Origin of the sequence: Bacteroides sp. 3_2_5, assembly GCF_000159855.2 — a bacterium.
Classification (GTDB): Bacteria; Bacteroidota; Bacteroidia; order Bacteroidales; family Bacteroidaceae; genus Bacteroides; species Bacteroides fragilis.
This window is the reverse complement of the sequence record NZ_JH636045.1, coordinates 581,843-597,271: the sequence shown is the minus strand read 5'-3', so window position 1 is coordinate 597,271 and position 15,429 is coordinate 581,843. Positions and strand designations below refer to the sequence as shown.

The following is a 15,429-nucleotide window of genomic DNA, read 5'->3' as shown; positions in this document are numbered from 1 at the left end:
CTAATGGATTTTTATTCGACGTCTACATTCGTATTGTGAATGCCATCATAGGTCTTTTCTATTTCTACGATAAAAGTAGATTTAGGATTAAATAAGTGTTCGTCGTCATTACCGTTGTTATTGTCTCCGGCATCAGTCGAAGACTTCAGCCTGACAGTAATTATAGAAACATAATTTGAGGTAACAGTGAAACCGGGAACTTTGATGGTTCGTTCTTGATTAGCCTTGTTGAGTTGAATGTTGGCATTCAGTGTTTGCGATGATGAGGGAAATGGAAGTAAATACGATCCCATGAAGTAAGCTCCACCCTTGGCTATGCCTTTTTTAATATTAGTTTCCATATTGTTGTTAATGGCATCGGCATTTTTGGGGAATGGCTGGTAATCAAGTGCCTTGACTGCATCTGCATTGGCTTCTCCGTATTGAAATGATGGAGCAGCGTAAGTGACTTGGCATTGAACTCCTGTAACATAATCCGGATTTTCTCCATTAAGATTATATTTAAGAGGTACGTTGGACGATGTGAAGATTAACGAAGTCAACGAAGTAGTACCTGTTCCACCGAAAATATTGCCGGTAGCATAAGGTACTTCTATATGGTCGTCATCCGATGCCACTTTGATAAACTTAATGTCGATACGTGATACAATGCGTTCCAGAGTTAATTTGATTTTTATTTCATTGTCATCTCCGCCGATTCCACTGGAGATATCGATTGCATCTTTTGTTTTGCCACAGAATATTTCATTCATATCTTCATGGCATTGATCGGTGGCGGAAGGAAAATGGGTAATAACAATACTCTTCAATATGTTTTCCCAAGTTTGGTTACTGATACCTGTTATGGTCGTGTTGAGAGCGGCTTGGTTCTTCTCGTCCAGGTTATAAAATGCGATGAATTTGTAGGTGCCTACTGGGAAAGCTGCATTGTATTTCCAAACTCCGCCATCAATGACACTTGTTTCATGTTTGGCTTCTTCATAACTAAAGTTACCTTCACCGTTTTTTTTGAATGCATAAAGCACGAAATCGTTTTCATTCAAGGTTGTTGGTGCCGCTCCTCTGGTTTGAGTAGATGAATGAGTGACTAATTGGGTGCTACAACTAATGTTTTTCAATTCTGTTTCAGGAATTTCTGTCGTCGTTTTCTCGCTACAACTCAGAGTCATTACGGATAATACCGTGATGAGCATGATTTTAAATGATTTCATAATGTTAAGTATTTGTTGTTTCTTTAGTGAATGATCGGGTCGTGGGCGATCTCCTCCTTCCGAGGAAGTGGGTATGAGTTTAAAATAGCTATGCTGAGCTTGCAGAGCTTCTGGAAAATAATTAGAAAATAATTTGTTGATTAGGTATGCTACGCTCTTACCTCTTACAGAGGCAATGTGAGATAATGTAATATAAAGACTGGAAAAAAGACTTTTCTCATACTTAATAGGTAAGAGAATAATTTTAATGAATATATGGCTATGCAAATGATTCTGACCTGAAACCGTATCTTTAATTAGGAATGAATATCTAGATATGAATTATTTTATAATAAAGAATTATATTTACTTTAAAAAATATGCATAGATAACAATTTAATTAAAAGAGTTGAGATAATAGTCGCATATTAAATAGTTTCATTATAAAAAAAGAAATGAAATATTTTGGTTACATTAAAAAGAATCCATACATTTGCAGCAACAAAAGGACTGATTTATCATTCTCTTACCTATTAAGTAAGCGTCTTTTTTTCTCAAAGGCCATCAGTCATTTTGTCAGTCCTTCTCTGACAAACAATCATTCTTTCTTTTTGGCACGCTTTTCGCAATAGGTTATTCGTCCGGCTAAAAGGACAAAATATTACTATAATAAGTATAACATATAAAAAATAAAAAGTAACTATGAACATTAAACCATTAGCAGACAGAGTGCTGATACTCCCTGCACCTGCAGAAGAAAAAACAATTGGTGGTATCATTATTCCTGATACAGCAAAAGAAAAACCTTTGAAGGGTGAAGTTGTGGCAGTTGGTCACGGTACGAAAGACGAAGAAATGGTATTAAAGGCAGGCGATACTGTTCTTTATGGAAAGTATGCTGGAACGGAACTTGAAGTAGAAGGTACAAAATACCTCATTATGCGTCAGAGCGATGTTCTCGCTGTTTTGGGTTAATAAACGTAGTGTCTAATCAATTAATTAAATAGTAAAATCGTTATGGCAAAAGAAATATTATTCAATATCGAAGCTCGCGATCAATTGAAAAAAGGTGTTGATGCTTTGGCTAATGCAGTAAAAGTAACACTAGGCCCGAAAGGACGTAATGTGATTATTGAAAAGAAATTCGGTGCTCCTCACATTACTAAAGATGGTGTGACTGTAGCAAAAGAAATTGAACTGACAGATGCTTACCAGAATACCGGTGCACAGTTGGTGAAAGAAGTGGCTTCAAAAACAGGTGATGATGCCGGTGACGGTACAACTACTGCAACTGTTTTGGCTCAGGCTATTATTGCTGAGGGTCTGAAGAATGTAACTGCCGGTGCAAGCCCTATGGATATTAAACGTGGTATCGATAAGGCGGTTGCCAAAGTGGTTGATTCTATTAAACACCAGGCAGAGAAAGTGGGTGACAACTATGACAAGATTGAGCAGGTTGCTACTGTTTCTGCTAACAATGATCCGGTTATCGGTAAACTGATTGCCGATGCTATGCGTAAGGTTTCTAAAGACGGTGTGATTACTATCGAAGAAGCTAAAGGTACTGACACTACAATCGGTGTGGTGGAAGGTATGCAGTTCGATCGTGGTTATCTGTCAGCTTACTTTGTGACTAACACAGAGAAAATGGAGTGTGAGATGGAGAAACCGTATATCCTGATTTACGATAAGAAAATTTCTAATCTGAAAGACTTCTTGCCTATCCTTGAACCGGCCGTTCAGTCTGGTCGTCCTCTGTTGGTTATTGCAGAAGATGTAGACAGTGAAGCGTTGACTACACTGGTAGTGAACCGTCTGCGTTCTCAGTTGAAGATCTGTGCAGTGAAAGCTCCGGGATTCGGTGACCGTAGAAAAGAGATGTTGGAAGACATTGCCGTATTGACAGGTGGTGTAGTGATCAGTGAAGAGAAAGGTCTGAAACTGGAACAGGCTACTATCGAAATGTTGGGTACTGCTGACAAAGTGACTGTTTCTAAAGACAACACTACAATTGTAAACGGTGCCGGTGCTAAAGAAAACATCAAAGAACGTTGCGATCAGATTAAAGCTCAGATTGCTGTTACTAAATCAGACTACGATCGTGAAAAATTGCAGGAACGTCTGGCTAAATTATCAGGTGGTGTAGCTGTTCTGTATGTAGGTGCTGCTTCAGAAGTAGAAATGAAAGAGAAAAAAGACCGTGTGGACGATGCTCTTCGTGCTACTCGTGCTGCTATCGAAGAAGGTATTGTAGCCGGTGGTGGTGTAGCTTACATTCGTGCTATTGAATCACTTGACGGATTGAAGGGTGAGAATGATGACGAGACTACCGGTATTGCTATCATCAAGCGTGCGATTGAAGAACCGCTTCGCCAGATTGTTGCCAATGCAGGTAAAGAAGGTGCAGTCGTTGTTCAGAAGGTGAGTGAAGGTAAAGGTGACTTTGGTTACAATGCCCGTACCGATGTTTACGAAAATATGCATGCTGCAGGTGTGGTAGATCCTGCTAAAGTGACACGTGTTGCTTTGGAAAATGCCGCTTCTATCGCAGGTATGTTCCTGACTACTGAATGTGTGATTGTAGAAAAGAAAGAAGATAAACCCGAAATGCCGATGGGCGCTCCCGGAATGGGAGGAATGGGTGGAATGATGTAATTTGTTCCCAAGATTGAAAAAAGAAGCTGCTTTCGGAAACGGAAGCAGCTTTTTTTTGTTGGCTACTGCGGATATTGCGTGGAACGCTTTGTCGAGATTATATAATTGTGTACATTCGTATATCCAAAGCAAAACAAACTTATATATGAAGACACATCTTATATTCTTATGGTTCATCACTTTTGGGGTGATGGCTTGTACTTCTCAGCCGGGGATTAATACCGGTGAGAACAAAGTAGAAGGAGATACTATACCGGTATTGGATTTTGCTTCGGCAATCCATAAACAAGTTCCTGATACGTTTATGTGGAATAGTGTGGCCAGAAAGATTACCTATATACCATTGGCCTCTTCCCATCTGATGGATGGCCATCCTGTAATAGAATATCTCGATGATGATATGTGCATTATTATGGAAGGGAAAAGCCAATGGATAAATTGTGTCGATTATAAAGGTAATTTCTTAAGTACTTTCCGGCATGTAGGCAATGGACCAGGAGAATATGTTAATTTATCTTCAGTTGTATATCATTCAAAAGATTCCACTATTCGTATTTTTGATAATGGCAGTTATAAGCATATTATTTATAATAAGCAGGGGAAATTTCTCCGGGAGATCAGTTTGGCCGATTCCGAGTTTAATTACTTATTGCACATGCAGAGCGATACTTATTTCTTTCGTGGCAGTTTCAGTAAAGGCAAATCAGAAATTATTGTGACGGATACGACGCTGCGGGTGAAGTTTCCCATTTTGCCTTTTGATTCGACGGCCGATTATATTACACGGGGAGCCATTATGTTGAATACCACTGGAGAAGAGTGTGCCCCTGACATTTGTTTGTTTAATCACATTTATAGCGATAGTGTTTTTCTCCTGACTCCTGATGGATTGAAACTTGACTTTATTCTGCGTAAGGGCAAATATGCGCCGTCTTTGGAAGATGTAAAGCAATTCATGAAATGGAATCAATATGATCCATTCATTAAAGGATTGTTTATTAAAACTTTTCCGGGATATTATTATTTGCAGTATACATACAAGGAGCAAGTCCTGGGTGAAATATGGAGTCGGAAAACGAATCAAATCGTATCGAGAAGTATCTTGACCCGTCCCAATCAATTTACAACGCTCCGTGGAATCCGGTTTCGTTTTCCTTCGGGTACTGTCATCAGATTATTACCAGATTATATAAGTGGAAATAAAATTGCTTTCTTTATTCCTGCGGATGAAGCTATGGGTGAAATTCCAGGGGTAAAGATAAGGGAGGATGATAATCCGATATTGATGGTGATGGAGTTGTAGTTCATCTTTTTTGGGGGGGAGCGATATGTTGACAAAGTACTTGCGCGTGATTCTATTTCTATGTGTTCTCTTTTGGGGGAGATCGGTTGTTGATGCCCAGACTAAGGGAATCGTTGTCGATGGTGTGAAGGGCCGGTCTTTATCCGATGTGAATATTTACTTGCAGAAAGATTCCGTTGGAATCGGATCGACAGACCGAAATGGAGAATTTATGTTTAGCCGTGATCAGATAACGATAAGTGATACCATTGTCTTTTCGCATGTCGGTTACTTTCTGTTGAAGTGTACATTATCCGAATTACAGCATCTTGGATATAAAGTGGTTCTACATGAGCATCCCCAATTGCTGCATGAGGTAGTGGTTAGTAGAGAGCGTCTACCATTCTTCCTGGAATGGACTTCACTGTCTCCTTTACCCAAGCCTTTATACTCTTTCGGAGGATTTCTGCATGCAGGAAAAATTTATGTGGTTGCCGGTGACGAAACACTGGTCCGAATGGTTACTGATAAACACAGGCAGGGTACTGAAGCTTGGGAGTATCGCTCTTCCAATATGTATGTGTATGATATCGCAACCGATGTATGGAGGAAAGGTGCAAAAGGCTTTGTACCTCGTGCCGGCCATGCTGCCCATTTTTATAACGGCAAAATTTTTGTCTTAGGAGGGAAAAGATTTTCCACTAACCGGCAGTTGGAATATACAGATGCTACAATGGAAATTTATGATCCTGATAAGGATACACTGTATGTCGATCCCGTGAATCCCCATCAGGCGGTCGACTTCACTTCTTTCATTTACGATGACTGCTTGTATGCGATGGGAGGAGCTATAAGAGAAAAAGCTTATTCTAATAAAATACACACGCTTGATTTGAAACGAGGTGTCTGGTATGAATTGGAAGGTACTCTTCCTGCTGGGCGGTACGGCAGGATGAATGGCATCCTGGTGGGAGATAAGGTGTATTTCTGGGGTGGTTATCATACAGCCCCTATGTGGACAGCAGCGAGCTACGATTTGCGGACGGGAGAATGGCGGCGATTGTGTGACTTGAAAGACGGGGTTTCCTATCCCGGGCTGGCTTCTGATGGCAGCTACATTTATATTTTTGAGAATCGCAACTTACAGGTCTACCATATTGAAACAGATACAATGCGTATATACGAACTGGCTGCTTTGGATGTGGAAAATGCAGGACTTTTCTACTGGAGGAATACGCTTTACATAGTGGGTGGGTGTAACCGTCAAGGGATATATGTAGTTCCTCATCGAGATGTAATTGCCATTGACGTAAGTCAGATTAATCCTTAACGGGTCAAGGGTATTGGGCCGCTCTGTTTTCTTTTCATTCCCCCTCTTATTAATATATTGATTACGGTAAATAGTGTTAAAATAAGAGTGCGCATCAATAATAAAACAAAATAGAAGGCTCGGAAACAATATTACTTTAACCATCGCATATTTAACTGATTATATTTGTATTTTAAACCTATAAAAGAACAGACAAAATGAAGATTGTGGCGTTTAATGGAAGCCCTCGTAAGGGTGGCAACACAGAGCTTTTAATTAAAGAAGTTTTTAAACCGATACAGGAAGCCGGTATAGAGACCGAATTAGTACAGTTGGGTGGAAAACTATTGCGCGGTTGTGCCTCATGTTATACCTGTTTCAAGACAAAGGACGGGAAATGTGCGATTAAGACCGATCCAATGAATGAGTTCATCCAAAAGGCCCAGGAAGCAGACGGTATTATTCTGGCTTCGCCTACTTATTACGGCAGTGTGAGTGCCGAAATGAAGGCATTTATGGATCGGTTGGGACTGACCACGATCGGTCAGGGACGTACACTGACACGTAAGGTGGGGGCGGCTGTAATTAGTGTCCGTAGGGGCGGTGCTGTAACAGTGTATGATGAACTGAACCGTTTTATGCTCGGAAGCGGAATGATTGTTCCCGGATCTACCTACTGGAATTTCGGTATTGGTGAAATGCCGGGAGAGGTTTTTGATGACGCAGAAGGGTTGAGAAACATGAAAGACCTGGGAGTGCAGTTGGCATGGCTTCTGAAGGCGATACATAATTAACGCGAATGAAAGGTTTGAGGATGTGTCGAAACTCGTATTCACGACAGATTACATAGATTTACACAGACGAATATGATTAGTTATCAATAGATTAAGTTCACTCTGTGATAATCTGTGTAATCTGTGGTGAATTATGCCTACCTCCTTCGGTGCGTTTCCCTGCTCAGTTTTGAAATGCAGTTGGTGGATGTCTGTCAATCACATATCCATCCGTTCGTCATTAAAATACTTCTCTGATATGTTTGAAATTCGAATTAATCGTATCGATAACTTCTTGTGACCGACCATTGATCAGCAGTTTATACATAGACTGGGCAAAGCCTACCATCTGCCCCAATTCGATTTTCGGAGGCATAGCCAAAGCATTCGGATCAGTCATGACATTTATTAATACTGGACCTTCCAGCTCGAAAGCGTTACATAATGTATTTAATACTTCTTCCGGATCTGATACGTTGAACCCTGTCATCCCCATTGCTTCGGCTACTTGTGCGAAATTCGGATTTAGCATATCGGTCTGCCAGTCCGGCAATCCGTCTACTTCCATTTCCAGTTTTACCATACCTAGCGAACGGTTATTGAATACGATGATTTTTATGGGAAGTTTATATTGTACTACTGTTTCCAGGTCACCCAGTGTCATGGACAGTCCTCCGTCACCACAAAGTGCGATCACTTGCCTGTCCGGACAAGCCAATGCCGCTCCGATGGCCTGTGGCAATGCGTTTGCCATAGAACCATGATTGAAGGATCCCAGCATGTGACGCTTTCCGGTTGCCTGCAGATAGCGGGCACCCCATACACACGTCATGCCCGTATCTACCGTATAGATGGCGTCGTCGGAGGAAATATTATTAATTTCGGACATTACATATTCCGGATGGATCTGGTCCATTTTGCCTTTGTCTTCCGTATATGCCGCCAGATCCTTCTTAACCCCTTCATAACGTTTCAGTTGTTTCCGTAAGAAAGAGTCATTCTTCTTTTGTTGCAACATAGGCAGCAGGGCACGGAGTGTAGAACGTACATCTCCGCAAAGCCCGAGATCCACTTTGGCGCGTCGTCCCAGTCTTTCGGGCTTAATGTCTACCTGAACGATTTTGATATCGTCGGGTAGAAAAGCAGAGTAAGGGAAATCGGTGCCCAACATGACAAGTACTTCCGCTTCATGCATGCTGTAATAGCCCGAGGGCATGCCCAGCAGGCCGGTCATCCCTACTTCATAGGGATTGTCATATTGTACTTCCATTTTTCCTTTAAAAGTGTATGCTACAGGAGCATTTAAGGTTTCAGACATCCGGATGATTTCTTCATGTGCCCCTTTGCAGCCTATGCCGCAAAACAAAGTGATACGTTCGTAATGATTGAGCATCCCTGCCAGCCGTATCAGGTCTTCTTCTGCCGGACAGACAGACGAGGCAAGCGGATAAATCTGTTCCGAGGACTCTACCTTGACTGCCGGTTTCTTTGCCAGGTCGCCGGGAAGTCCGACTACGGCTACTCCTTTCCGGGTGGTTGCCGTCTGGAGGGCCGATTGCAGCATACGGGGAAACTGCTCGGGAGTAGTAGCCACTTCATTGTAAAAGCTACAATCGTTGAATAGCTTGACGGTATTGGTTTCCTGGAAATATTCGGTTCCGAACTCTCCTGTCGGAATAGTGGAAGCGATGGCTATCACAGGTGCTCCCGAGCGATGCGCATCGTAAAGTCCGTTAATTAAGTGGACATGCCCCGGACCACTGCTGCCCGCACAACATCCCGGTAGTCCGGTCAGTTGCGCTTCTGCACCTGCGGCATACGCACCGGTTTCTTCGTGGCGGACATGAATCCACTTCATTGCCTCATTTTGCCTCACGGCCTCGTTTACTTCGTTCAGGCTGTCGCCTGTCACTGCATAAATTCTTCTGACGCCTGCCTCAATCAGCGTATCGACAAGCTGTTCTGCTACCTTCTTTGCCATATTTATCGTTAAGTTTAGGTGATTTGATGTTGCAATAACAGGTAGTTGTGATAAAAAGTTGTATATTTAACGTATGCTAATATCCTTGATAGATGGGTATATAAGACGAATTTTATGTTAAAAATATCGTATGTGATATGTTTTTAGTGTCTTTGTAATAACAATGCGTGCATAATTTTGTTAACTTTCACCGCGTAAATAGTAACTTTATGTGTTTTAACCTTTAAACTTTTGTATCAAATGGATAAAAATGAAATCGGCTTGAATGCCGGAAAAGTTTGGCAATTGTTGAGTAACAATGACAAATGGAGTTATGGTAACCTGAAAAAGAAATCCGGACTGAAGGACAAGGATTTGGGGGCAGCTTTGGGTTGGTTGGCCAGAGAAGATAAGATTGAGTTTGAACAGGAAGAGGAAGAACTCTATGTTTACCTCTGTGTAAATGTTTATATTGGGTAGATGATGCTGCTTATTATGACAAAGAAATCCCCGGAACAGTCCATTTGAAGTGTACCCCAAAAGTCAGATACGAATATTGGGGGACACATCAATTGCCGGCATTACATTCCGGGGATTATTTTTTATTTCTCTTTCTTTTTCGCTGCAAAGTTCTGTTCTATCAGGAAAGAGGCCACTAATCCTGCTCCTCCGAAAAGAAGGGTACACGAACCGTAGATGACCCCAACCATCTCGCGGGTATACCCTCTGTCGAGTCTGTCGAGATCGTAGGGAGAAAAACTGACATAGCTCAAGATAAATCCGACTAGTAGCCCTAAGCCTACTCCCAGCAATAAGCAACCGCCTTTCAGGGCTCCGAATGATAGTTGGGGACGATTAAAGTCGGGCAGACAGATTTTTCCGTTTAGCTCAAGATCGGTTTGAGACATTTTCTCTCCTAACTTTTCAATAAGCGTGATGCGTTCGCGTCTGCACGCAAAGAGTTCGAACAATTTGTAAATACCTAAAGTAATGATGCCTACAATTAAAGGGGCTGTAATAAAATCCATCATGATCGTATGTTTTTAAGTGAATAATTTCGTTCTTTGCACTGTTTGACGCAGCAGGCTGCGGAAAGGTTACAAAGAAAAAAATATTTTTGGGCTGTAACCTTTCAGATTTGTCAGCGTCTAACCGGATATCATGGTACAGAACGACGAAACACAATATATAGCACGGATACTGGATGGAGATACAGAATGTTTTTCTGCATTTCTCGATCGTTACAGCCGTCCGCTTTATGTGCTGATTGTACAAATAGTCGGTTGTTCCGAAGATGCGGAAGAGTTGGTCCAGGATGTATTCCTGAAAGCTTTCCGGTGTCTGGGCAGTTATAGAGGGGAGTGCCGTTTCTCTACCTGGCTTTATCGGATTGCTTATACCACGGCCGTATCTGCCACACGCAAGAAAAAGCAGGAGTTCCTTTATATAGAAGAGAACACGATCAACAACGTGCCCGATGAAAAAGCTGACGATATACTTTATCCTACTGATGATGAAGAGCGGACAGCGAGGTTGATTCAGGCTATCGATTTACTGAATGTCGAGGAAAAAGCCTTGATTACACTTTTCTATTATGAAGAAAAGTCGATAGAAGAGATAGGAGAGGTGCTGAAACTTTCGCCGGGAAATGTGAAGGTAAAGTTGCATCGTACCCGCAAAAAGATTTATGTATTGATGAACGGAAAGGAGTGATGATGGAAACAAATAAGAAGCATACGGAAAATGCGTTGAAACAGGCCCTCCGAAGGAGGCAGCCCGGCAGATTGCCGTCCAATTTTAATTATCGGATGATGGAGCAGATCCGTCTGGAAGCGGAAAAACAACAGAAGCGGAAGGAGAGGGTCATGCTGTGCGGCATGATTGCGGGTATATTGCTATTGTTGGGAGTGGGAGTATATACGCTTGTTTTCAAATTGGAATTCAATTTCAAGGAGTACTTGTCCGGTATGGATTTTTCTCATGCTGATTCTTCCCTGTTGGCTTTCTATAGCTATATTGCAACGTTGGTCCTGTTGTTGCTCGGATTGGATTACTGGCTTCGTAAGAAGAAGTTTCATTCCTGAACAGTCTTTGGGGGCACTCTGTGGTGAAATCCTTTCTTTTTCTGCGAATAATTTTCTTCCTTTGCAGAATAATTTATCTTTAACACACTATGAGAAGTTTTGCCTCTGATAATAATTCGGGTGTGCATCCTGCCATTATGGAAGCCCTGACACGGGCTAACCGGGATCATGCCTTGGGCTATGGCGACGATTTGTGGACAGAAGAAGCTGTCCGGAAAATTAAAGAAACGTTTGTAGCCGATTGTGAGCCACTGTTTGTTTTCAATGGAACAGGCAGCAATGTCATTGCCCTGCAATTGATGACTCGTCCTTACAACTCTATCCTTTGTGCCGAAACTGCGCACATTTATGTGGATGAATGTGGCTCTCCGGTGAAGATGACTGGTTGTCAGATCCGTCCTATCGCCACTCCCGACGGAAAATTGACTCCGCAACTGATCACACCCTATCTGCATGGCTTTGCCGACCAGCATCATTCCCAGCCGGGGGCCATTTATCTTTCGGAATGTACGGAACTGGGTACTATTTATACACCCGACGAATTGAAAGCCATCACTTCATTGGCCCATCAATACGGTATGCGGGTACATATGGACGGTGCGCGCATCGCCAATGCTTGTGCTTCGCTGGGGCTTTCATTGCGAGCGCTGACTGTGGATTGTGGTATCGATGTGCTTAGTTTCGGTGGAACCAAGAACGGGCTGATGATGGGAGAGTGTGTGATCGTATTCGATGATTCGTTGAAGTCGGAAGCGCGTTTCATACGCAAGCAATCGGCTCAGTTGGCATCCAAAATGCGTTATCTATCCTGTCAGTTCACTGCCTATCTGACAGACGAACTGTGGCTGAAAAACGCAACCCATGCCAATGCTATGGCAAAGCGTCTTGCCGATGCCCTGGAACAGGTTCCCGGCGTACGTTTCACTCAGAGGGTGGAAAGCAACCAGTTGTTCCTGACTATGCCCCGTGCCGAAACAGATCGCATGCTGCAAACTTATTTCTTCTATTTCTGGAATGAGGAAGCCGACGAAATACGTCTGGTTACTTCATTTGATACAACGGAAGAAGATATCGATACGTTTATCCGTATACTGAAAAAATAGTTTTATATCCAATAGGGGCAGATGCTCATCACAGGGTAACACAGAGTCTCACAGAGGGAAAAATAATAGTAATTAAAACTCTGTGGGACTCTGTGTTACTCCGTGGTGAACAATCTTTTTTATTCCTTCCTTATCTTAGATTCTTTCAGGAACAGTTCGATATTATACATCGGGAAGTTCTCGTCCAGCAATTTGCCGTCCCGATTCAACAATACGTAACGGGGAATGCCATTGAAATGGAATAGTTCCCTCAGATAGTTATAGTCGCTTTGTGGAAGGCGGAAGATGGTTTCCTCTTTCAGATGCTTCTCCACATAGTTTTCGTAAGCTTTTTCAGGTGAGTCCTGATTACTGGTGACAAAGATAAACTTGATATCGGGACTGTTGCGGTAGTCTTTTCTCAAATCAGCATGTTGTTCGATGCTGGCACGGCAAGGACCGCAAGACGTTGCCCAAAAGTCAATAATTACAAATTTTCCCAGATAAGGTGCTGTCAGTTTACGGATAATGTCCGTACCTTTTCCTGCCGGAAGTTCTTGTGGCTTGTTCCCCTGTACGGGATAAACCTGACGGTACATACGTTCGGCTTCTGCTACCAGGAATGGGTCGTGCAGATATCCCTTCAGTGTGTCCAGCAGGGCAAAAGCCTTCTTCTCGTTCTCAAGTGTTTTGGCCAGGAACGGATAGGAACGTGTCAGGATAAGTTCGCCGACTACCGGGAAGGGCATTCCTGTTGTGTCCTGCAATATCTCCTTTTTTTTCCGCCAGCTTTCTGCATATTTCTCCATCCGATCGTCCGTCCCATTCTTTATTTGCCAGCTTGCCGGGAGAAAAGGGTTCATAAATTCAATGCGGTTGATAAAGGTGGAGAAGTTGTTGCAACCGATGCTGCGGACATCATTCAACGGCATTGCTTTCAGGAAGTCATAATAGTCCGGGGTTTCCTTTATTTTCAATATCGTGTTGGTCGTATCTTTACGGGCATCCATGTCTCTCATCAGGATAAACTCCAAGAGCCAGGCGCCGTAATTTATCATCACATCGTTCTTCAGCATTTGCATCGCTTCGGGTTGTAGTGTTTTCGATTGCTCCAGCGAGTCGACCCGATGCATCCACAACTTGTACATCGGTTCCTGCTGTGTTTTGAATTCAGAGGGTGTCAGCGTTTTGCATGCATTCTGTATGATGTGATAGTCTTTTGAGAACAGCGGTTCACAAGGCATCAGTTCCTGATTTATGCTGCTTGAAGGTCCCATGTACAGAGTTTCTGTCAACATAGGTTTCAGTCTCCTCTGGCGTAGATAGTCCAGATGGTCTTCCCAATTGATATAAAGCATCAGTGTCTCGCCCGGCCTGATATAGAACGTCATCCAGTTGTTGCCCATAGAGAGGTGATGTACTCCGGGATAATTGACGACGAAGTCCGATTCAAAGCGTCCGTCCGGATGGATGGTGACTACGGCGGGAGTGCCTTCATTAGTTATGTGATTGTCCGTATAAATCAGTACGGTAGTGAATCCCAGTTTGGGACTGTAGCCATCCAGGAATCCGCGTATGTGAACCGTGTCTTTCCGGAAGAAGGCTGTTTGTGGGGCTGTGGCTGCTGTTGTTGCCGCATAATTTCTTTGTGGACGCCCGGCACGGATATACTTATTGGCTTTTCCCCCGTTTTTTCCGATACATAGGTTGCCGTCTTTTTCCTGTGTTATTTCAAGCAGGCACTGTTCGCCTGTTTCGTCTTTTAAGTTCAGTTTGAATTTTTTTCCCTGTTTCCGGCAAAGATCATATTTCCAGAAACGGTTGTCCATAATGGCCAGTGAATCATAAATTCCGATGTCCCATCCGTTTTGGGCATCGGCTTGCTGCCAGTTGCCGTGAATCTTGCGGAGGGAGGCCTGTTCTTTGGTTTCCTGAGGTTTCACCAGCAAGATGCCGTAAGTATTGGTTTCCGAGTTCAGGTTGTCGTCCATCCAGTCTATCCGGGTAGTGCCTTCGGGCAAGGGAGGATAGGTGATGACACAATCGTCCTCTATGATACCGGAGGCGGGAGTCGTCACCTGTTCGCCAAATTTACGTCCCTCTATGCGCAGGGGATACAGTTGCTTTTTGCTTTCGGGAGCGTAAATGTAAGTCAGGCTGTCCAGACTGGTCCACCATTGCGGGCGGAACACAGTCCGTATCGTCAGTCGGGTTTCTGTTGGCGAGAGTTCTATTTTCGAGATGGTGTGTATACTTCCCTGACGTGTTTCGAAAGGGGGATTTTCAATCACTGTCTGTGCTGTGATGTAGCTGCTTCCCAAAAGTAGCAGTAAGAAGAGTAGTTTGCTTTTCATATATGTATCGTTAAAGTTGAGACTGTAAAGATAAAGATTTGTCGGTAAAAACCTTACGGAACGTTACTTTATCTTTGTCCGGAAGATAGATTCTTGTACTTGGGAAGGCGGGGAATACCAGTTGTGCAACTGGTGCATGACGAGTTGTGCAACTGGTAGTGCCCGAGTTGCACAACTCGTATGCTGCCGGATGGGTAACTCGTCGTACTGATGTTCCGAAGGAGTGGAACTTGCCTTGGCAAGAAGGCATAATAAAGGTCCGGACCTTCGCAGGGGCGGACCTCAGGTTATACAAACCACGCTCTCCTTGGGGGGGGAGACGGGTCATTTACTGAAAACAATCGGATTGATTGTCTACCTTAAATACCTATTATGATAGCTTTCTTAACTAACCTTTATCTTATTGTAATGCTAAGTGGGGCTGTCTCTAATATCCGGTGTAGTGCAGCCGGCATCATGGAAGCATTGTTTAAGGTTGGGGAATGTGTTAAGCTGTATGATACAAATAAAGCGGATTTAATTTACTTAAGGAATAGCAGGGAGCTTTTATTAGTTGACATTATAGGTTATTTACAAGTTTTTGGGATTGAGCCATACGGTCTCATACCTTGGATTTTGAACATTTTCTGTTTATTAAGTGTTAAATGGAGGCAATAAAAGATAAAAGAGAATGTAATATGATTGTAACAAGGCGGGATGAAACTACTTTTGCAAATTGAGTTTTCTAAAGAGGGAACAAT

General features: G+C 42.9%; 13 protein-coding genes. 9 read left to right on the top strand and 4 right to left on the bottom strand.

Translation table 11 applies throughout. The annotated features are described in order from the left end of the window. Positions 1–11: 11 nt before the first annotated feature. Complete coding sequence (locus BSHG_RS02535; protein WP_008661273.1) at positions 12–1,211, bottom strand: FimB/Mfa2 family fimbrial subunit; 1,200 nt, start codon at positions 1,209–1,211, stop codon at positions 12–14. 681 nt (positions 1,212–1,892) lie between these two features. Here BSHG_RS02535 and BSHG_RS02540 point away from each other — a divergent pair. From BSHG_RS02540 to BSHG_RS02560, 5 genes are all read left to right on the top strand, one after another. Next, entirely contained in the window at positions 1,893–2,165 is a 273-nt protein-coding gene (locus BSHG_RS02540) for a co-chaperone GroES (RefSeq protein ID WP_005789740.1), read from the top strand. Between the two features lie 42 nt (positions 2,166–2,207). After that, positions 2,208–3,845, top strand: a complete 1,638-nt coding sequence (gene groL / locus BSHG_RS02545) for a chaperonin GroEL (protein ID WP_008661271.1) — start codon at positions 2,208–2,210, stop codon at positions 3,843–3,845. A 145-nt stretch (positions 3,846–3,990) separates the two neighbouring features. Beyond that, positions 3,991–5,148 (top strand): 6-bladed beta-propeller, encoded by a 1,158-nt coding sequence (locus BSHG_RS02550; RefSeq protein WP_005814834.1) that lies wholly within the window; start codon positions 3,991–3,993, stop codon positions 5,146–5,148. 25 nt (positions 5,149–5,173) lie between these two features. Further along, complete coding sequence (locus BSHG_RS23180) at positions 5,174–6,457, top strand: galactose oxidase (protein WP_008661268.1); 1,284 nt, start codon at positions 5,174–5,176, stop codon at positions 6,455–6,457. Between the two features lie 197 nt (positions 6,458–6,654). Continuing rightward, positions 6,655–7,230, top strand: coding sequence for a flavodoxin family protein (locus BSHG_RS02560; RefSeq protein WP_005789736.1), 576 nt, complete (start codon positions 6,655–6,657; stop codon positions 7,228–7,230). 220 nt (positions 7,231–7,450) lie between these two features. Here the strand turns inward: BSHG_RS02560 and BSHG_RS02565 are convergent, their stop codons facing one another. Next, entirely contained in the window at positions 7,451–9,190 is a 1,740-nt protein-coding gene (locus BSHG_RS02565; RefSeq protein ID WP_005789735.1) for a thiamine pyrophosphate-dependent enzyme, read from the bottom strand. A 240-nt stretch (positions 9,191–9,430) separates the two neighbouring features. On the opposite strand from BSHG_RS02565, the gene BSHG_RS02570 reads away from it, so the two are divergent. Then, a complete protein-coding gene (locus tag BSHG_RS02570; protein WP_005789734.1) occupies positions 9,431–9,649 on the top strand; it encodes a winged helix-turn-helix domain-containing protein in 219 nt (72 codons plus the stop codon). Positions 9,650–9,771: 122 nt separating this feature from the next. Here BSHG_RS02570 and BSHG_RS02575 read toward each other — a convergent pair whose 3' ends face one another. Beyond that, complete coding sequence (locus BSHG_RS02575; RefSeq protein ID WP_005789733.1) at positions 9,772–10,197, bottom strand: DUF6249 domain-containing protein; 426 nt, start codon at positions 10,195–10,197, stop codon at positions 9,772–9,774. A gap of 133 nt (positions 10,198–10,330) precedes the next feature. On the opposite strand from BSHG_RS02575, the gene BSHG_RS02580 reads away from it, so the two are divergent. The 3 genes from BSHG_RS02580 (at position 10,331) to BSHG_RS02590 (ending at position 12,356) form a co-directional block, all read left to right on the top strand. Then, positions 10,331–10,882 carry an RNA polymerase sigma factor gene (locus BSHG_RS02580; RefSeq protein WP_005789731.1) on the top strand — a complete coding sequence of 184 codons (552 nt, stop codon included), beginning with the start codon at positions 10,331–10,333 and terminating at the stop codon, positions 10,880–10,882. Then, positions 10,882–11,253, top strand: a complete 372-nt coding sequence (locus BSHG_RS02585; protein WP_008661263.1) for a hypothetical protein — start codon at positions 10,882–10,884, stop codon at positions 11,251–11,253. The genes BSHG_RS02580 and BSHG_RS02585 overlap by 1 nt, the downstream gene beginning before the upstream one ends. Positions 11,254–11,342: 89 nt before the next feature. Continuing rightward, positions 11,343–12,356, top strand: a complete 1,014-nt coding sequence (locus tag BSHG_RS02590) for a threonine aldolase family protein (RefSeq protein ID WP_005798984.1) — start codon at positions 11,343–11,345, stop codon at positions 12,354–12,356. Positions 12,357–12,475: 119 nt separating this feature from the next. Here BSHG_RS02590 and BSHG_RS02595 read toward each other — a convergent pair whose 3' ends face one another. Then, the gene (locus tag BSHG_RS02595; protein ID WP_008661261.1) at positions 12,476–14,689 is read right to left on the bottom strand and encodes a TlpA family protein disulfide reductase; all 2,214 of its coding nucleotides are present in this window, start codon (positions 14,687–14,689) and stop codon (positions 12,476–12,478) included. Between the last annotated feature and the right edge of the window lie 740 nt (positions 14,690–15,429).